The organism is Flagellatimonas centrodinii (assembly GCF_016918765.2).
In the GTDB taxonomy this organism is placed as follows: Bacteria; Pseudomonadota; Gammaproteobacteria; order Nevskiales; family Nevskiaceae; genus Polycyclovorans; species Polycyclovorans centrodinii.
Genome location: NZ_CP092104.1, coordinates 2,222,372 through 2,240,676 on the forward strand (window position 1 = coordinate 2,222,372; position 18,305 = coordinate 2,240,676).

Sequence of the window (18,305 nt, forward strand, 5' to 3'; positions counted from 1 at the left end):
GATCGAATTTATATACTATACGGTACAGTTTATAAACAGCCGAGCGAAGGGCGGGAAGTGTATGCGTATCTGGACAGCGGTGATGGTGGTTACGCTGGCCGCCTGTGGCGAGAACTCCGGGCTCACCGTGCCGCAGCGGCCAGTGGTGGTCGAGTTTCCGCAGCCGGTTGCCGTAGCGGGGACCTCCCTGTTTCCCGGCACCGTGGTGGCGCGTGAGGAAGCCGCGCTCGGCTTCCGCATTGGCGGCAAGCTGGTATCGCGTGAGGTGGATGCCGGCGACCAGGTGAAGGCCGGTCAGTTGTTGGCCCGGATCGACCCCGAAGACACCCGACTTGCCAGCAATGCGGCACAGGCCGCGGTGACCGCCGCCGAGGCCGACCTGCGGCTCGCGGAAGCGGAGCTTGAGCGCTACCGCGGCCTGCTCGAACGCAACTTCATCAGTGCCTCGGCCTTCGAGCTACGCGAGAATACCTACAAGCTGGCGATGGCACGGTTGGACCAGGCGAAGGCCGAGCATGCCGTAAGCCGCAACCAGCGACGCTATACCGATCTCACCGCTGACCGCGATGGCCTCATCACCCGAGTGCTGGCCGAGCCGGGGCAAGTGCTCACGCTCGGGCAGCCGGTGCTGCAGTTCGTTCCGGATGAGAGCCGGGAAGTCGAGGTCCAAGTGCCCGAGGGCCGACTCGACGGTCTCCGCCAGGCGCCCGGCTTGCAGGTCCGGCTGTGGGCGCTGCCAGCGTCTCGCTACACCGCGACCGTGCGCGAAATCTCGCCGCAGGCCGATCAGCTGACCCGGACCCATCGCGTGCGCCTCGCCTTGGTGGATGCTGACGACCGCGTGCGGCTCGGCATGACCGCCTCGGCGTTCTTGCAGCTGGGGGCTGATCGTCCGCTGTTCGGTATCCCGTCTTCGGCACTGGGCGAGCTCGATGGCACACCCGTGGTGTGGCAGGTGGACGAGAACGACACGGTGCATCCGCTGTCGGTCGAAGTGGACCGCTACACCGAGCAGGGCGTGGTGGTGGCGGGTGACCTCGGCCCGGACCGCGCGCTGGTCTCGGCGGGGGTCCATCTGCTCAGTCCCGGTCAGGCGGTGACGGTGATCCAGCGCCAGCGTGCAGAGCGTTGAGTCGGACCGGCCCATGAACTTCAACCTCTCCCGCTGGGCCCTGAATCACCAGGGCATCGTGCTGTATTTCATGGTGTTGTTTGCGGTGCTCGGCACCTACAGCTATCTCACGCTGGGGCAGTCTGAAGATCCGCCGTTCACCTTTCGGGTGATGGTGATCAACACCCAGTGGCCCGGAGCCACCGCAGAGGAAGTGGAAGCCCAGGTTACCGACCGTATCGAGGAAAAGCTGCAGGAAAGCGCCTACCCCGATTTCATCCGCTCTTACTCGCGGCCGGGTGAAAGTCAGGTGTTTTTCTTTGTCCGCGACGACATCGATCCCAAGCGGATTTCCGATGCGTTCTACGAAGTGCGCAAGAAGGTCGGCGATATCCGCCACACCCTGCCGGCCGGAACCTTTGGCCCCTTCTTCAACGATGAATTCGGCGACACCTTTGGCAACATGTATGCCCTCACCGGAAAGGATTTCAGCGATGCCGAGCTGGAGGACTACGGGGATCGCATTCGTGCGCGGCTACTGCGGATCGCCGACGTTGCCAAGGTCGAATTCTTCGGGACCCAGCCGCAGACCATCGAAGTCCGGTTTGCCAACACCAAACAGGCGCGTCTAGGGGTGCCGCCCGAGGTCGTGTTCGAGGCCATCCGGGCAGCCAACGCGATCGCTCCGGCCGGATACTTCGAGCTTGGACACGATCGCATCTATGTCCGCACCAACAACCACATCAAGACGGCTGAACAGCTGGCTACGCTTGCCATCAGCTACGAAGGCCGAACCATCCGTCTCTCAGACGTTGCCGAAGTGCACCGGGGCTACGCCGATCCAGCAGCGCCGCAGGTCCGGTTTGGCGCCGAGCCAGCGCTGGCCATCGGCGTCTCGATGGTCAAAGGGGGAGACATCATCCGGCTCGGCAAGGCGCTCGACCGCGAGTTCAACCGCATTCAGGAGACCTTGCCGCTGGGTCTCACCCTCAGTCGAATCGCCGATCAGCCTCGCGCGGTGAAGCGCGGCGTCGCCGAGTTCGTCAAGGTTCTGGCCGAGGCGGTCATCATCGTGTTGCTGGTGAGCTTCTTCTCGCTCGGTCTGCGTACCGGGCTGGTGGTGGCACTGTCGATTCCGCTGGTGTTGGCGATGACCTTTCTCGCCATGAAGTACTTTGGCATTGACCTGCACAAGATCAGCCTGGGCGCCCTGGTGTTGGCGTTGGGGCTATTGGTGGACGATGCCATCATCGCGGTGGAGATGATGGCCATCAAGATGGAGCAGGGCTGGGACCGCGCCAAGGCGGCGGCCTTCATGTACACCTCCACTGCGTTTCCGATGCTGACCGGCACCCTGGTGACGGCGGCCGGATTTCTGCCCATCGGCATCGCCGAAAGTTCTACCGGTGAGTACACGCGGTCGATCTTCCAGGTGGTTGGCCTGTCGCTGCTGATTTCGTGGCTGGCGGCCGTGGTGTTCGTGCCGTATCTCGGTTACAAGCTGTTGCCGGAGCGGGCGGCAGGCGAGCATCACGATCCCTATCAGACCCGCTTCTATCAGCGATTCCGTCGACTGGTGGCTCGCTGTGTCGATCATCGCTGGATTGTTATCGCCGTCACCGTCGCCCTGTTCGTCGGCTCGGTGTCGCTGTTCCGTCTGGTGCCGCAGCAGTTCTTTCCGGCCTCGACCCGCCTGGAGCTGATGATCGATATCAAGCTGCCCGAAGGCGCGTCATTGCAGGCAACACAGGATGCCGCCCTGCGACTGGAGGCGCTGCTCAAGGGCGAACCCACCATCGCTGATGATCTCGAGAGCTTCGTTGGCTATGTCGGCAGCGGTGCGCCGCGCTTCTTTCTGCCGCTGGACCAGCAGCTGCCGACACCGAGTTTCACCCAGTACGTGGTGACCACCCGCGACCTGCAGGCACGCGAACGCGTGCGTCGCGAGCTGGTGCAGCGACTGCCGGCAGTGTTCCCGGATGCACGCTGGCGCGTGTTGCGATTGGAGAATGGCCCCCCGGTGGGGTACCCGGTGCAGTTCCGGGTATCGGGTGAAGACCCGAAGATCCTGCATCAGGTGGCCGAGCGGATCGCCGCCATCATGCGGGCCAATCCCAACGCTGCCAACACTCATCTCGACTGGGTGGAGCCATCGAAAACGGTGCGCGTGATTCTTGATCAGGATCGCGCCCAGGCCCTGGGCGTCAGCGCCGAATCGGTGGCCCAGTACCTTCAGAATTCCCTGATCGGACTGCGGGTGACCCAGCTTAGGCAGGACAACGAACTGATCGACGTCTTGTTCCGCGGGCCACCAGATGAACGCCAGCACATGAGCTTGATGGAATCGACCGCCATCCCCACCGCCACTGGCGGCAGTATTCCGCTCGATCAACTTGCCACGTTCGAATATGACCACGAGTACGGTATTACCTGGCGACGCGATCGACTGCCGACCGTGACCGTGCGCGCCGACGTCTATACCAACGTGCAGGCGCCGGTGGTCACCGCGCAGATCCAGTCACAACTGGGGCCGGTGCAGGACAGTCTGCCGCCGGGCTATCTCATCACCCAGGGCGGCACCGTTGAGGAATCGGCGAAGGGTCAGAAGTCGGTCAACAAGGGCATGCCGGTGTTCGTCATCGCCGTGCTGACCCTGCTGATCTTTCAGCTCAAACGCTTCTCGCTGGTGATGATGGTCGTGCTGACGGCGCCGTTGGGCATCATCGGCGTGGCGATCTTCATGCTGCTTCTGCAGGCGCCGTTCGGGTTTGTCGCCATGCTCGGGACCATTGCCTTGTCCGGCATGATCATGCGCAACTCGGTGATTCTGGTGGACCAGATCGAGCACGACATTGCGGCTGGCAGTCCGCGCTACGAGGCCATCATCGACGCCACAGTGAGGCGCTTCCGTCCGATTGTGCTGACCGCGCTGGCGGCGGTGCTGGCGATGATCCCGCTGTCACGCAGTGTCTTCTTCGGGCCGATGGCGGTGGCGATCATGGGCGGCCTGATCGCCGCCACCGGGCTCACGCTGTTGTTCCTGCCGGCGCTTTATGCGGCGTGGTTTCGCGTACGCCGCGACGAGGCGGCTCAAGGCGCATAGGCATAGCTGGCCTGCAACCCCAGCGGCAGGCCCATCGCCCACCAGATCATCAGCAGGATGGTCCACAGCAGCAGGAAGGCGACGGAATAGGGCAGCATCATCGCCGTCAGGGTGCCGACGCCCGTGCCCTTCACGTAGCGTTGGCAATACACCACCACCAGCGGAAAGTAGGGCATCAGCGGCGTGATGATATTGGTGCTCGAATCGCCGATTCGGTAGGCCGCCTGGGTCAGGTCCGGTGACAGCCCCAACTGCATCAGCAGCGGCACGAAGATCGGCGCCAGCAGCGCCCACTTGGCCGAGGCCGAGCCGACGAACAGGTTGATCACGCCGGTGAGCAGGATGATGCCGACGATGGTGATCGCCCCCGGCAGCGCCAGCGCTTGCAACGCCGCTGCCCCCTGCAGTGCCAGCAGTACGCCGAGGTTGGAGTGGCTGAACGCCGACACGAACTGGGCGATGCAGAACATGATCACCAGGTAATAGCCCATGGTGCTCATGGTCTTGCTCATGCCGGTGATGATGTCGCGGCTGCTGCGCACGGTGCCGGCCGCCACCCCGTAGGCGATGCCGGGCAGCAGAAACAGCAGGAAGATCAGGCCGACGATGGCCTGCATCAGCGGCGCGCCGGCCGAGGTGAGGCCGCCGTCGGCGGCGCGCCAGGCGGATTCGGCCGGCAGCATCGACAGGCCCAGCAGCACCACTGACGTCAGCATCAGGGCCAGCGCCCATCGCAGCGCACGGCGTTCAACGGCGTCGAGCGCGGTGAGGGTCGGCAGATCGCCCAGTTCGCCGTCGAGGGGCATCCGTTGCAGACGGGGTTCCACCACCCGGTCGGTCAACCACCAGCCGAGCGCGATGATCAGCACCGATGACACGCCGGTGAAGAAGTAGTTGTTGAGCGGGTTGGCCGAAAACGACGGATCGAGGATCTGCGCGCCGGCTTCGGTCAACCCGGCCAGCATCGGGTCCAGGGCCGACGGCACCACGTTGGCCGAGAATCCGCCGGAGACACCGGCAAACGCCGCCGCGATGCCCGCTAACGGATGGCGCCCGGCGGCATAGAAGATCACGCCGCCCAGGGGGATCACCAGCACGTAACCGGCATCTGCGGCGGTGTGGCTGAGAATGCCGACGGCAATCAGCATCGGTGTCAGCCAACGGCGTGCAGTTACCGCCAGCAGGCCGCGTAGTGCGGCATTGATGAAGCCGGTGTGCTCGGCCACGCCGATCCCCAGCAGGGCCACCAACACCACTCCCACCGGGTGGAAGTGACTGAAGGTGGGGACCAGCTCAGTCATGAAGCGGGTGAGCGCGGTGGCGCTCAACTGGTTGTGCACCTCCAGCGACGCACCGGTACGCGGGTCGATCACTCCAAAATCGATGCCGGACAGGGCCCACGACAACGCCCAGACGATGGCCAGCAGGCCGACGAACAGCAGTGCCGGATCGGGCAGGGCGTTGCCGGTGCGCTCGATGGCGGCGAGCGCACGGTCGAGGCGGGAGTCAGCAGGCGCGGTGTCGGTGTCGGTCACGGGCGGTCCAGTCGCGGGTCAGCCCGCAGTGTAGTGGCAGCGCGCCGTCAGCCGGTGAGGGCGGCGGCAACCGCCTGCTGCAGCGCGGGCACCACCTCGGCCTCGAACCAGGGTCGGTCGCGTAGCCAGCGGGTGTTGCGCGGGCTGGGATGCGGCAGGGGGAAGAAGCCGTGATCGAGAAAGTCCCGATACCGGCGCACGGTGGTCTCCAGCGATTCGCCGCGTGTGTCGAGGTAGTACTGCTGGCCGTGGCGACCGGGCAGCACCGTAAGGCGGATGTTCGGCATCGCCGCACGCAAAGGCGCATGCCAGCGCGGCGCGCATTCCGGCCGCGGCGGCAGATCACCGCCCTGGCCCTTGCCGGGATAACAGAAGCCCATCGGCATCAGCGCGAAGCGTTCGAGCGCATAGAAGGCGTCAGCATCGACGTCCAGCCAGCGGCGCAGGCGGTCGCCGCTGGGGTCATCCCAGGGCGTGCCACTGGCATGCACGCGGGTCCCCGGCGCCTGGCCGATGATGAGGACGCGGGCGTGGACATCCAGCCGGATCACCGGGCGCGGGCCCAGCGGCAGGTGCGCGGCACACAGCGTGCAGGCCCGGACCTCGGTCGCCAGCCGGCCCAGCGGCGAGCCGGGGTCCGCCGGGCCATTGGGGTCGGCGACGAGTTCGGCGTTCATGCCTAAACTGTGCCGCAAACCACCCGTGAGAGCGACCATGCCGCGCTGCCCCTGGGCCGACAAGGCCGACGAGGAACGCCACTACCACGACACCGAATGGGGTCGCCCCCAGCACGACGAACGCACGCTGTTCGAGTTTCTGATGCTCGAAGGGGCACAAGCCGGCTTGTCGTGGGCGACCATCCTGCGCAAGCGCGAGGGCTACCGCGCGGTGTTCGACGGCTACGACATCGAGCGCATGGCGGCCTACAGCGACGACGATCTGGCGCAGCGCCTCACCGATGCCCGCATCGTCCGCAATCGGCTGAAGGTGGCGTCGGCGCGCCGCAACGCGCGCGCGTATCTGCGGCTGCGTGACGAGGTTGGTGGGCTGGGGCCGTATCTGTGGGGGCAGGTCGATGGCCAGCCGGTGGTCAACCGCTGGACCACGCAACAGCAGGTTCCGGCCCGCACGCCGCTGTCCGATCGCATCAGCAAGGACTTGCAGAAGCGCGATTTCACCTTTGTCGGCAGCACCATCCTTTACGCCTATCTGCAGGCGGTCGGGGTGGTCAACGATCATCTGCTGAGCTGCCCGCAGCATGCCGAGTGTCAGCGCTGAGCCGTTGCCCGATTGCCCCCACCGACGCATCATCCCCCTTCTTTTGCACGAGCCCTGTCATGCGCCTGCCGCTGCTGCTTCTGGTTTCTCTGACCCTCGCCGCCTGTGACCGCGGCACCGAGCCCGTCACGCCCGCCACACCCGCCGTGTCGGCGGCGCAGCCGGCACTGGTGGTAACCGATGTCTGGGTTCGCGAACCGACGCCACCGGCACCGGTGGCCGGGGGCTACCTCACGCTGACCAACCCTGGTCCGCAGGACCGCCGGTTGCAGGCCGTCGCGACGATGGCCGCCGAACGGGTGGAGATCCACGAGATGCGGATGAATGACGGGATGATGCAGATGCGGCCGCTGACCGACGGGCTGTTGATTCCTGCCGGCGAGACCGTGACCTTGGCCCCTGGCGGCATCCACCTGATGTTGATCGCGCCTTCGCCGGGCCTGACGGCCGGCACCTCGGTGCCGCTGACCCTGCAGTTCACTGACGGCCCGGCGCAGACCGTGACGGCTGAAGTGCGGGGCTCGGCCACCCGGCCGAGCGATGACGCCGGCCATTCCCATGGCGACCATGGCGACCATGCCGATGTCGACCATGACCACGGCGGCGAGGGCGAACACACCCACTAGGGGGTGCGGTCATCGCCGGGGCAACCGTAACGGCGGTTTCGGCGTGATGATCGTTTCCGCAGCGTCCGGTCGATATCGGGCCCTGTCGATCGACGATCAGCGGGGCCACTCGCTCCGTACACCGAAGGCGCCCCAGGCATGACCGACATCATCGAGACCCAACCCGCAGTGGCCGCACTGCCGCCGCCACCGCCCAGTTCCCTGTGGCAGGGGCTGCGCGATGCCGTGCGCGGCACCGAAGCTGACTACACCGCCATCCCCCTGCGGCGCGCCATCCTGCTGTTGGGCGTCCCGATGGTGCTGGAACTGGCGATGGAGTCGCTGTTTGCGGTGGTCGACATCTTCTTCGTCGGCAAGCTCGGCGCCTCGGCGGTGGCCACCGTCGGCCTCACCGAGACCTTCCTGTTCCTGCTCTATGCGGTCGCCATGGGGCTGGGCATGGCGGTCACCGCTGCCGTGGCGCGTCGGGTTGGCGAAAAGCGGCCGGACCAGGCGGGGGTGGCGGCGGTGCAGGCGATCCTGGTCGGGCTGATGCTGTCGCTGCCCCTGGGTGTGATGGGCATCGTCTACGCCCGCGAACTGCTGGCCCTGATGGGGGCCGATGACTGGGTGCTGACCCACGGCGTGGCTTATACCCAGTGGATGCTGGGCAGCAACCTGGTGATCGTCTGGCTGTTCATCATCAACGCCATCTTCCGCGGCGCCGGCGATGCCGCCATCGCCATGCGCGTGCTGTGGGTCGCCAACGGTCTCAACATCGTGCTCGATCCGCTGCTGATCTTCGGCGGGGGCCCGGTGCCGGCGATGGGGATCGAGGGTGCCGCCATCGCCACCGTCATTGGCCGTGGGGTCGGCGTGTTGTTGGCGCTGTACTGGCTGCTGCGCGGCGGGCAGCACATCCAGGTGCGGTGGGCGCAATTGCGGCTGGACCTGTCGGTGGCGCTGTCGATCGTCCGCACCTCCCTCGGCGGGATCGGCCAGATGGTCGTCGGCATGACCTCGTGGATCTTCCTCATGCGCATCCTCGCCAGCATCAGCAGCGAGGCGGTGGCCGGCGCCACCATTACCATCCGTCTCATGATGTTTACCTTGATGCCGGCCTGGGGCATGTCCAACGCCGCCGCCACCCTCGTTGGGCAGAGCTTGGGCGCCGGTCAGCCCGACCGCGCCGAGGCTTCGGTGTGGGCAGTCGGGCGCTACAACATGGTGTTCATGGTCGGCGTGTCGCTATTGTTCTTCTGCTTCAATGAAGCGCTGATCGGCCTGTTCTCGGATGACCCTGGCGTTGTCGCGGTGGGGGCAGAGTGGCTGCGCATCCTGTCCTATTCCTACTTCGTCTACGGCTGGTGGATGGTGGCTACCCAGGCGTTCAACGGTGCCGGCGATACGGTGACGCCGACCAAGATCAACCTGGTGTTCTTCTGGCTGATCCAGATTCCCCTGTGCTATGTACTGGCCCTGCTGCTGCAGGGCGGCTCCACCGGAGTGTTCTGGGGCGTGTTCGTCTCCGAGACCGCCGTGGGGCTGTTTACCCTTTGGCTGTTCACCCGCGGATCCTGGAAGCATCGTCAGGTCTGAGGACAATATCCCGGCCATGCCGGACACCATGGAGGACCACGGACATGACCCAACACGCCTTTCGCGATGACGCCCTGGGCGACGACGATGCAGTCGGGCTGGCCGCCCGGATCGCATCCGGCGAGATTTCCGCGGCTGAAGCCTGCGAGGCGGCCATCGCGCGCGCCGAGGGTATGGCTGCGCTGAACGCCATTGCCCATCCAGATTTCGAAGGCGCCCGGCGGGTGGCGACCCGGCCGGTGCAGGGCGTCTTTGCCGGCGTGCCGACTTTCATCAAGGACAACGTGGATGTTGCTGGTTTGCCGACCGGCCATGGGTCGGCTGCAGTGACGCCGCGACCGGCCAAGGGCGATGGCCCCTACGTGCGGCAGTATCGGGCGCAGGGCTTCGTCAATCTCGGCAAGAGCCGGTTGCCGGAATTCGGCTTCAACGCCGCCACCGAGTTTGCTGACGGCACGCCGCCCACCCGCAACCCCTGGGCCCCCGACTACTCGCCGGGCGCCTCGTCCGGTGGTGCCGCGGCATTGGTGGCGTCCGGCGTGGTGCCGATCGCCCATGCCAATGACGGCGGCGGCTCCATCCGCATCCCCGCCGCCTGCTGTGGCCTGGTAGGCCTGAAGCCGACACGCGGACGCCACGTCGACGACACCGCTGCACGCGGCCTGCCCATCAACATCATCTCGGAAGGGGTGGTGACCCGCAGCGTGCGCGACACCGCCCACTTCCTCGCTGGCATGGAGCGCACCTGGCGCCACCGCAAGCTGCCGCCGGTGGGTCTGGTGGAAGGGCCGGGGCGGGCCGGCCTGCGCATCGCCATGGTGATCGACTCCATCACCGGCACTGCCACCGATGGCCCCACCCGCGCCGCGGTGGAACACTCCGCGCGCCTGCTGGCCGACCAGGGCCACCATATCGAAGCCATCGCGGCGCCGGTGCCGGACAGCTTCCCCGACGATTTCACGCTGTACTGGGGCTTTCTCGCCTTCATGCTGTCGCGCTTCGGCCGGCAGGTACTGGCTCCCGGTTTCGACGCCCGCCGTATCGACCCGCTCAGCCGCGGGCTGGCGGAACACTTCGCCCGCCACAAGTGGCGCTTCCCCGGCACCCTGCTGCGCCTGCGCAGGGCGCGCGCGCAATATGCCGAGACCTTCCGCCAGCGCCGTTTCGACGTCGTGCTCAGCCCGGTGCTGGCGCACACTCCGCCGCGCATCGGTTACCTGACGCCGGCGCAGCCCTTCGAGTCGCTCATCGAGCGCCTCCGCCGTTATGTCGCCTTCACCCCGCTCAACAACGTGGCCGGCAGCCCCGCCATCTCCTTGCCGATGGGCTGGAGTGCCGAGGGCGTGCCCATCGGCATCCAGTTGCAGGGCGCGCACGGCGCCGAGCGCACCCTGCTGGAACTCGCCTACGGCCTGGAAGCGGCGCAGCCGTTCCGGCGCATTCAAAGCACCTGAGCGCCGCGGTCAGGGTGCCTGCGGAAGCCGCTGGTCATAAGCGGCTTCCAACTGGGTGTGCAGCGGCCAGAAGCCCGGTGGCGTCTCGCCCTTGAGACGGGCGATGAGAATCTCCAGATGCGCATGCCAGCCGGCCGAAACGCTGAGCATGTTGTCGCGGTCGGGCAGCCGTGTGTGGAGCACCTCCAGCACCACCTGATCACCCTCTACCCTCAAGGTGAAGCAGACCTCCGAGGTCTTGCCCCAGCTCTGCCGCAGCAGGTGCGGCGGATCGCATTCCAGCACCTCGGCGGTCATTTCGGCCTGGCAGGCATGGGCCGCATATTTCGGCGGCGGTGTGCCGTCGTTGCCGGTGAGTTCGGAATTGTTGAAGGTGAGGGCGATGGCGCCACCCGGCCGCAGGTCCATGGGGCCGCTGGCGAGCCATTGGGCGCGCTTGTCGGATTCCGTCAGGTAGGCCCAGACCCGCTCGATGGGGCCGGGCAGGCGACGGGTGATGTGTACGGTGTCGGGGGCGGTGATGACGCCGAAGTCGTTCATGGAGTACTCCTTTTGGGTTTGCGAGGGGGTTTGCGGATTGATCGGCGTGGCGCTGCTGCATCGCGGTCCTCTGCCTGCAGCAGGGCTTCGAGGGTGTCGAGGCGGTCGGTCCAGAAGCGCTCGTAGTGGCGGATCCACTCCAGCCCGCCATGCAGCGGGTGGGCATCGAGGCGACAGGTATGGGTGCGGCCCTGCACCTCGCGCTGCACCAGGCCGGCGCGCTCCAGCACCTTGATGTGCTTGGAGGCGGCTGCCAGCGACATCGCGAAGGGCTCTGCCAGCGCGCTCACCGTCTGCGGTGTCTGCGCCAGGCGCTGCAGCATGTGTCGCCGCGTCGGGTCGGCCAGGGCGTGGAACAGGCAGTCGAGCTGAGGGTCTGAATGATTAACCATGTGGTTGAATATAAGCCTTGCGGCGAAATTGTCAACCGTTAGGTTTAATGATGAATCGAAGCGGAGCGCTCGGTTGCCGACGACAGGGTCTCAGTCCCGCGCCGCAGCGCGCGCCACCGCCGCCAGCCATTGCGTTCGCTTGGCCGCCGAGGCGTGACGCACCGGGCCGAAGGAGGTGATTCGCACCGGTTTGATTCCGCAGAACTCGAGAATGGTCTTTCGCATCTGGTGATGACCCGGCATCGTGTAGACCAGCCGGAAATACCACGGCGGGGTGTCCATGGTGGTGATGGCGTGGGCACTGCGGCCGCTCAGGAGCCGGTCCCACCACGACGATCCCTCGCGGTACTTGAAAGCGAAGCCGGGCAGAAACAGGCGGTCGAACATGCCCTTCAGGATCGCCGGCATCGCACCCCACCAGATCGGATAGACGAACACCAGATGCTGCGCCCAGTCGATGGCGTCGCGAACCGCCTCCAGCCCCGGTTCCAGCGTTTGCCGCTGTGTGTAGCCATGACGCAACACCGGATCGAACGCGATCTCGCCCAGCCGGAACAGCCGTACCTCATGGCCCGCCGCGCGTGCCGACGCCACATAGTGATCCGCGATGGCGCCACAGAAGCTGGTGGCATCCGGGTGGCCGAGGATGACGGTGATCTGCTTGGGCATGAGCTTCCTTGTTGGGGTGCCGCCGACGCACGTGAGGCGGAGCGGAACCGAACGGGCGGGCGGGTGCCCGTACCGCATTCTGAAGGCCGCCCAAGCGAAAGCGAAGTCTCGTGGGTTGCCCTGATGGCCGCTTGCGCGGATGCTGTCATCAGGCCCCTGGCCGCCGCCAGTTCATTTCTCCCGTACTCACTCGTCTTCTACTGGATAGCCCGCCACCCAAAGCACAGCCTGACCCACGCCCGTGAACACCCGCCGCCCCGACCCCGAGGATTCCGGCGCCGCCCCGTCCCCCGCGGAGGGGCAGGCTGAGGCCCCGGTGTGTCACAGCGAGCAGGTCGCCAACCTGGTGCGCGAGCACAATCAGTCGCTGCACGCCTTCCTGATGACCCGCGTGGGTGATCCGCACGAGGCCCGCGAAGTGGCACAGGAAGCCTACGTCCGCATGCTGCAACTCGACCGCCCCGGCGCCGTCGGCTACCTCCGCGGCTATCTGTTCAAGACCGCCGCCAACATCGCCATCGACCGTGCCCGCGAGCGCAACAACCGCGCCCGCCTGCTGCGCAATGAATGCATGGAAGACCAGCAGGACGAACTCTCACCCGATCGTTACGCACTCGGGCAGGAGGAGGTCGAGACCCTGCGCCAGGCCCTGGCCGAGCTGCCCGAGAAGCTGCGCCGCAGCTTCCTGCTGCGCCATGTCGACGGCCTCAACGCCCCCTCCATCGGTGAGCTGCTGGGGGTCAGCGCCCGCATGGTGCACGTCTATCTCACCCGCGCCGGCATGTACTGTCAGTTGCGCATCCAGGGGTATTCCCCCAAGGTTGCACGGGAGGCCATCCATGGCGTCCGCTGAGCATCTTTCCACTGAGGAACGGGCGCGCCTCACCCGCGCCTGGGATTGGGTGCTGCGCCTGCGCGGCGAAGCGCCCAGCCAGGACGAGCTCAACGACTGGCTGGTCTGGTACGAGTCCGACCCCCGCAACAAGCAGGCCTTCGATCAGGCCAGCGCCATCGCCAGCCAGGCACCCGCCGTGGCGAAGGACTTGCGCGGGGCCCTGGCACCGTCCTCCTGGCGCCAGCCTGCGGCCACCAGCGAACGACGGCGTCAGCGTCGTCGGCGCGCCTGGCTGGGGGCGGCGCTTGCTGCCGGCCTGGGGGTGGTCGCCCTGCAGTTCGGTCTGGAGCTGCAGCGGCCGATGCAAGGGCTCTGGCAGACCCTGGTGGCCTATACCCAGCCCGCCGCAACGCCGCCGATGAAGCGCACCGTGTTGCCCGACGGCTCGCAGGTGGACGTGGCCACCCAGTCCTCGGTGCAACTGCAGTACACCGACACCGCGCGCCTGCTGACCATGGCCGACGGCATTGCCTACTTCACCGTCGCACACAATAAGGACCGCCCCTTCATCGTGCGGGCCGGCAACTTCTATGTGCGTGCCGTCGGCACCGCCTTCAATGTCCGCCATGCGGGCGGCCGCATGGTGGTCACCGTCACCGAAGGCACGGTCGATGTGTATCCCGTCACGCCGCAGCGCGAACCCGCAGCGCCGCCGCCCGCGGATGCCTTGCGGGTCGAGGCGGGCAGGGAAGTGGTCTGGGCCAACCCCGACGAGACACCCGCAGTGGCCGCGGTCGATCCGTCACGCGCATTGGCCTGGCGAGAAGGCCGCCTTGAGTATCTGAACGAACCGCTGGCCTCGGCCATCGCCGATATCAACCGCTACGCCAGTCGCACCATCCTCATTCGCGATCCCGCCGTGGGCCGCCTGGTGTTCTCCGGCGCCGTGCTCACCGATTCCGCCGATGTCTGGGTGCAGTCCCTTCCGTCGCTGTTTCCGGTGGATCTATACACCGATGTCAACGGCAACATCGTGCTGGTGTCCCGCAAAAGTTCAAACGGCTGATAACCAATCCCCGCTTCCCAGTTCACAACCCTCGCGTCCAGTCGTCTTGATACCTAGAGAGGCATGAAACGCGTGCCACAACAGGGAGGAGAAACAGATGGCCAGCGAACATCGGCATTCGTTCAGAATGGGCGTGCGTCATGTTTTTGGCGTTTTACTTTTGGGACTTTCCGCCGTCGTCGGCGCGCAGAGCCCCACTGAAACACCGCAGTGGACCAGTGCAGATGCCAGTGCATCGACACTGCTACAGCAAACCTTCGAATTCGATGTGCCGGCACAAAAGGTGTCTACGGCCATCATCGATATCGCCCGCCAGGCCAACGTTCAGGCACTGATGGCCGGCAATGTACTGGATGAATACCAGGCCGATGGCCTGCAGCAGGAACTGTCCCTCGCCGATGCCCTCGATCGTGTGCTCGCGGGCACCCCCTACGCCTACCGGCAAACCGGCCGAAACGCCATTATGGTGGGCCTGCCCGAAGCCCTTGCCGCGGTCCCCGAAGACCCAAAATCCCAGGCCGTTCCGGCCGGGGGGAGCGCCGGAGCGGCCGCTGAAGCAGGGCTCGCGATTGGTTCCGTCGACCAGGCCCGCCGGGCTGGTGTCGAAGAAATTATCGTCACCGGCCAGAAAAAGGCCGAGCGGCTGCAGGATGTGCCGATCGCCATCTCGGCCTTCAGCATGGAACAGCTTGATGCTCAGAAGATCGAGGGCGGCTTCGATCTATTGAAGGCCATTCCGAACGTTACCTTCTCAAAAACAAACTTCTCCGGATACAACTTCCAGATTCGCGGTATCGGCACACAAGCCGTATCGGCGACGACGGATCCCGGCGTCGCCGTCTCGTTCAACAACACTACGCTCATCGTCAACCGTCTGTTCGAGCAAGAATACTTGGATATCGAGCGGGTGGAAGTGCTGCGCGGTCCGCAGGGAACGCTGTATGGCCGCAACGCGACCTCCGGCGTCATCAATGTTATCTCGAACAAGGCGAAGGTCAACGAGTTTGAGGCGGAGATCAAAGGCGAACTAGGCAACTACAACGCTCAACGTCTGCGTGGCCATGTCAATGTCCCCTTGGTCGACGATACGCTAGCGATGCGCGTTGCCTATGCAATGACCGATCGCGAAGGCTATGGAACCAACCTTGCCGCACTGGATCCCAATGCGAACGCCGATGTCAGTGAGGACGTCGATGGCCGTGATCTCTGGACCGGCCGTCTCTCTCTGGGCTGGGAGCCGACTGACACCCTGCGCGTGAACCTGATGTGGGAGCGCTTCGAGGAGGACGACAATCGGGTTCGTACCTCAAAACAGCTCTGTCACCGTGATGACAGCCCGACAGAAATCATGGGGGTTCCGGTCAACGCCCCCAGTGTCCAGGCGGCCACCTATTCACAGGGCTGCAAGGGTGGATCGCTCTATTCTGCTGACGCCTACGGAACTCCGAACGGTGAGTCGCTCCCCTATATTTCAGGTATTTATTGGGCACAGGCTTTGTCTGCAGTCGGTCAGTTCGTGACTGACGCACCGCGAAAGTGGTACTCGCCATTTGGGGCGGGTCCGAGTCTCTACACGGTCCCTGACGGTAACGGGCAGTACCCGATCTTCCAAAACTGGATGGGGCCCTTTGACGACCCCGACAGCGCCCCCTGCTCAGCAGTGACCGATACGTTCGGCGTCACCTATACACTGGACCTCTGTCAGCCCGATCCCTATGGAAATCAGGTCCAATCGAACGATCTCCGCAGCATCTACTCCCTGATTGAACCCGCGTACCAAGCGAACGCGGACATTTTTGATCTGTCCTTCGATTTCCAGTGGAACGACCACCTGACACTGTCCTCGCAAACGGTTTATGCCAAGGATGAGTACTGGGCGACACAGGACTACAACCGTTTCAGCACCTTCCCTATCTGGAATGGAGCTGGTGCCAGTAACGCGTGTGCCGTCAACGAACAGTCGATCTTCGGCTTCACGATCTATGGCGCGAACTGCTCAGATGATCCAGACAATGGACGTGGAACCCACCTTCCGCTGACCGATTCCGACGGAGATGGCCTGATCGATCAGGGGGTCATGTTCGGTGGCGTCGAGGATCACGGCTACACCGTGGATGACAATGGCCAGGTCCGCGACGCGGAAGGTCGGCGCGTCGGCTACTACCGTCACATGCTCAACAACGGCGGCGCGAATGTTTTCTGCGATCCGCAGTTGGGGTGCTCAGACAAGTTGATAGCGCAGGATCTCTCCCAGTCAACCAGTACGCAGTGGAATCAGGAGCTGAGGCTGATTTCCAGCTACGACGGACCCGTCAACTTCAGTCTCGGCGCCAACTACACCCGCTTTGAAACGGTCAACGATTACTTCGTCTTCAGCAATGCGTTCACCCATTTGCTGCAGCTCTGGCCATTCAACGAACCCATGAGCCCCTGTCCAGCGGGTAGTCAGGATGGCAGCTCGTGCAGATATGTCGACCCGAACCCCCTCGCCAGCATTGACGGTGAAGGACATAACTATTTCCGCAGTGCCAACCCGTACCAGCTTGATTCGGCGGCAATGTTTGGTGAGTTGTACTGGAACGTGACGGACACACTGAAGCTCACCGTGGGGGCACGGATGAATTGGGACCGTAAGGTCTTCTCACCAGTGCCGAGTCAATTGCTGCTCTCGGACTACAGACAGCTGACATTCGTCGAGGATGGCGACCCGCCACCCGTCGCGTCCGTCTGTGGAATCAATCCACCCTGGTGCTCATTCTCGGGCTCTGCAATCAATGGCCAAGGGTCCCCTGCGCTGCCCGACATCATTCAGGAATGGACTGAGCCGACAGGGCGCCTGGTCGTCGACTGGAAGCCGGACTTGGCGACGCGTCTCGGGTGGTCCTGGCTTGATGAAAGTCTCCTGTATGCCAGCGTTGCACGCGGGTACAAGGGGGGCGGAGCCAACCCGCCCACCGTTTCCCCGCCCAGCGGATTGCTGCTTCAGCAGGCTTCCGGCGCGGCGGTGCCGCCGACCTTCAAGCCTGAGTACATCAACGCCTTGGAGGTCGGCGCCAAGAACCAGTCGCTGGGCGGAGCGATGACCCTCAATGTCGGCGCCTTCTACTATGACTATCGTGACTACCAGATCAGCAAGATCGTTGACAGAACCGCCGTCAACGAGAATGTTGATGCCACGGTCTGGGGTCTTGAGCTGGAGGCGACCGTCGCCCCTACCAGCAACACCCTGTTCAACGCCAGCGTCGGCTATCTGCGCACGCGCGTCGGTGATGGCGAGCAGTCCATCGATTTGATGGACCGGGCGCAAGGGGGCGATCAGGTGTTTCGCACCTCAATCCCCAACCCGGACTACAACCCCGATCTCCAGCCCGGTGATCCGGGGTATGTGGACGGGCTGAACGGTTCAGCCGAGCAGTTCATCGCCTACGACCACTGGACTGTGGTCAAGCCATGGGTTGTGGCTGCCTCCAACTGTGTCATGCCCACCGAGCTGATTGCCGCCGATTTCGCACAGGCCAACATGTTCAACGGAGTTTCGGCCATTGGTGCCATCAACATGTGTCCAGTGGGCGGCATTCTGGGTGAGACCGATGGCTCGATGGGGCAGATCCCGTACTTCGAGGATGGCGAACTCATCTGGAACCCGTTGGCCCGCTCAGGTGGCGGAACGGGGATCCATCCCGAGCACGACGGCCGGGTGTTTCGCTGGGCGCTGGATGCGCCCAATGGAGGCGCCGGCTTCTTTGCGGATCTCAGCGGCAACGAACTACCGAATGCGCCCCGGTTCACCGTGTCGCTGGGCGCCCAGCACACGCTCTACCTGCCGGGGGGCTGGGACCTGACAGGCCGGGTCGACTGGTACTGGCAGGACGATAGCTACGCGCGGATCTACAACACGGAATATGACCAGCTCAAAGCCTGGACCAATACGAACGTCTCGTTCTGGGTGAACCAGATGGACTGGGGTCTGCGTGTGGAGGTGTATGTGAAGAACGCCTTCGACGAATCGCCGATCACCGGCACCTTCCTCAACTCGGATGACTCGGGTTTGACGACCAATGTCTTCACCCTGGACCCGCGACTCGTGGGTCTGTCCATCACCAAGCGCTTCTAAGGGA

14 protein-coding genes are annotated in these 18,305 nt (G+C 64.8%); 9 read left to right on the forward strand and 5 right to left on the reverse strand.

Annotated elements, in window-relative coordinates; genetic code table 11:
- Positions 1-61: 61 nt before the first annotated feature.
- The gene (locus JN531_RS10410; protein ID WP_228348801.1) at positions 62-1,132 is read left to right on the forward strand and encodes an efflux RND transporter periplasmic adaptor subunit; all 1,071 of its coding nucleotides are present in this window, start codon (positions 62-64) and stop codon (positions 1,130-1,132) included.
- A gap of 13 nt (positions 1,133-1,145) precedes the next feature.
- Positions 1,146-4,214, forward strand: a complete 3,069-nt coding sequence (locus tag JN531_RS10415) for an efflux RND transporter permease subunit (RefSeq protein WP_228348802.1) — start codon at positions 1,146-1,148, stop codon at positions 4,212-4,214.
- Here the strand turns inward: JN531_RS10415 and JN531_RS10420 are convergent.
- Together JN531_RS10420 and JN531_RS10425 are read right to left on the reverse strand one after the other, a co-directional pair.
- Complete coding sequence (locus JN531_RS10420; protein ID WP_228348803.1) at positions 4,202-5,749, reverse strand: AbgT family transporter; 1,548 nt, start codon at positions 5,747-5,749, stop codon at positions 4,202-4,204. The genes JN531_RS10415 and JN531_RS10420 overlap by 13 nt on opposite strands.
- Positions 5,750-5,796: 47 nt before the next feature.
- The gene (locus JN531_RS10425; RefSeq protein ID WP_228348804.1) at positions 5,797-6,426 is read right to left on the reverse strand and encodes a uracil-DNA glycosylase family protein; all 630 of its coding nucleotides are present in this window, start codon (positions 6,424-6,426) and stop codon (positions 5,797-5,799) included.
- Between the two features lie 37 nt (positions 6,427-6,463).
- Here JN531_RS10425 and JN531_RS10430 point away from each other — a divergent pair, with 37 nt between their 5' ends.
- From JN531_RS10430 to JN531_RS10445, 4 genes are all read left to right on the forward strand, one after another.
- Positions 6,464-7,027 (forward strand): DNA-3-methyladenine glycosylase I, encoded by a 564-nt coding sequence (locus JN531_RS10430; protein ID WP_228348805.1) that lies wholly within the window; start codon positions 6,464-6,466, stop codon positions 7,025-7,027.
- Between the two features lie 59 nt (positions 7,028-7,086).
- Positions 7,087-7,653 (forward strand): copper chaperone PCu(A)C, encoded by a 567-nt coding sequence (locus JN531_RS10435; protein ID WP_228348806.1) that lies wholly within the window; start codon positions 7,087-7,089, stop codon positions 7,651-7,653.
- A gap of 138 nt (positions 7,654-7,791) precedes the next feature.
- On the forward strand, positions 7,792-9,231 hold the full coding sequence (locus tag JN531_RS10440; protein ID WP_228348807.1) for an MATE family efflux transporter: 1,440 nt from the start codon (positions 7,792-7,794) through the stop codon (positions 9,229-9,231).
- A 44-nt stretch (positions 9,232-9,275) separates the two neighbouring features.
- On the forward strand, positions 9,276-10,685 hold the full coding sequence (locus JN531_RS10445) for an amidase (RefSeq protein ID WP_228348808.1): 1,410 nt from the start codon (positions 9,276-9,278) through the stop codon (positions 10,683-10,685).
- Positions 10,686-10,694: 9 nt separating this feature from the next.
- On the opposite strand, the gene JN531_RS10450 is transcribed toward JN531_RS10445, so the two are convergent.
- The 3 genes from JN531_RS10450 to JN531_RS10460 form a co-directional block, all read right to left on the reverse strand.
- Entirely contained in the window at positions 10,695-11,225 is a 531-nt protein-coding gene (locus JN531_RS10450) for an SRPBCC family protein (protein WP_228348809.1), read from the reverse strand.
- Entirely contained in the window at positions 11,222-11,617 is a 396-nt protein-coding gene (locus tag JN531_RS10455) for an ArsR/SmtB family transcription factor (RefSeq protein WP_228348810.1), read from the reverse strand. Before JN531_RS10455 ends, JN531_RS10450 begins: the two co-directional genes overlap by 4 nt.
- Positions 11,618-11,707: 90 nt before the next feature.
- Positions 11,708-12,286, reverse strand: a complete 579-nt coding sequence (locus tag JN531_RS10460; RefSeq protein ID WP_228348811.1) for an NAD(P)H-dependent oxidoreductase — start codon at positions 12,284-12,286, stop codon at positions 11,708-11,710.
- Positions 12,287-12,527: 241 nt separating this feature from the next.
- Between JN531_RS10460 and JN531_RS10465 the strand changes: the two genes are divergently transcribed.
- From JN531_RS10465 to JN531_RS10475, 3 genes are all read left to right on the forward strand, one after another.
- A complete protein-coding gene (locus JN531_RS10465) occupies positions 12,528-13,139 on the forward strand; it encodes an RNA polymerase sigma factor (protein ID WP_228348812.1) in 612 nt (203 codons plus the stop codon).
- On the forward strand, positions 13,126-14,187 hold the full coding sequence (locus tag JN531_RS10470) for a FecR family protein (RefSeq protein WP_228348813.1): 1,062 nt from the start codon (positions 13,126-13,128) through the stop codon (positions 14,185-14,187). Before JN531_RS10465 ends, JN531_RS10470 begins: the two co-directional genes overlap by 14 nt.
- 97 nt (positions 14,188-14,284) lie before the next feature.
- Positions 14,285-18,301 (forward strand): TonB-dependent receptor plug domain-containing protein, encoded by a 4,017-nt coding sequence (locus JN531_RS10475; protein ID WP_228348814.1) that lies wholly within the window; start codon positions 14,285-14,287, stop codon positions 18,299-18,301.
- Positions 18,302-18,305 lie beyond the last annotated feature (4 nt).

What these genes read in the sequence shown, in the direction of transcription:
- JN531_RS10475 (WP_228348814.1), top strand. Translation starts at nt 14,285, where the DNA reads ATGGCCAGCGAACATCGGCATTCGTTCAGAATGGGCGTGCGTCATGTT.
- JN531_RS10415 (WP_228348802.1), top strand. Translation starts at nt 1,146, where the DNA reads ATGAACTTCAACCTCTCCCGCTGGGCCCTGAATCACCAGGGCATCGTG.
- JN531_RS10430 (WP_228348805.1), top strand. Translation starts at nt 6,464, where the DNA reads ATGCCGCGCTGCCCCTGGGCCGACAAGGCCGACGAGGAACGCCACTAC.
- JN531_RS10445 (WP_228348808.1), top strand. Translation starts at nt 9,276, where the DNA reads ATGACCCAACACGCCTTTCGCGATGACGCCCTGGGCGACGACGATGCA.
- JN531_RS10455 (WP_228348810.1), bottom strand. Translation starts at nt 11,617, where the DNA reads ATGGTTAATCATTCAGACCCTCAGCTCGACTGCCTGTTCCACGCCCTG.
- JN531_RS10440 (WP_228348807.1), top strand. Translation starts at nt 7,792, where the DNA reads ATGACCGACATCATCGAGACCCAACCCGCAGTGGCCGCACTGCCGCCG.
- JN531_RS10470 (WP_228348813.1), top strand. Translation starts at nt 13,126, where the DNA reads ATGGCGTCCGCTGAGCATCTTTCCACTGAGGAACGGGCGCGCCTCACC.
- JN531_RS10425 (WP_228348804.1), bottom strand. Translation starts at nt 6,426, where the DNA reads ATGAACGCCGAACTCGTCGCCGACCCCAATGGCCCGGCGGACCCCGGC.
- JN531_RS10435 (WP_228348806.1), top strand. Translation starts at nt 7,087, where the DNA reads ATGCGCCTGCCGCTGCTGCTTCTGGTTTCTCTGACCCTCGCCGCCTGT.
- JN531_RS10450 (WP_228348809.1), bottom strand. Translation starts at nt 11,225, where the DNA reads ATGAACGACTTCGGCGTCATCACCGCCCCCGACACCGTACACATCACC.
- JN531_RS10460 (WP_228348811.1), bottom strand. Translation starts at nt 12,286, where the DNA reads ATGCCCAAGCAGATCACCGTCATCCTCGGCCACCCGGATGCCACCAGC.
- JN531_RS10410 (WP_228348801.1), top strand. Translation starts at nt 62, where the DNA reads ATGCGTATCTGGACAGCGGTGATGGTGGTTACGCTGGCCGCCTGTGGC.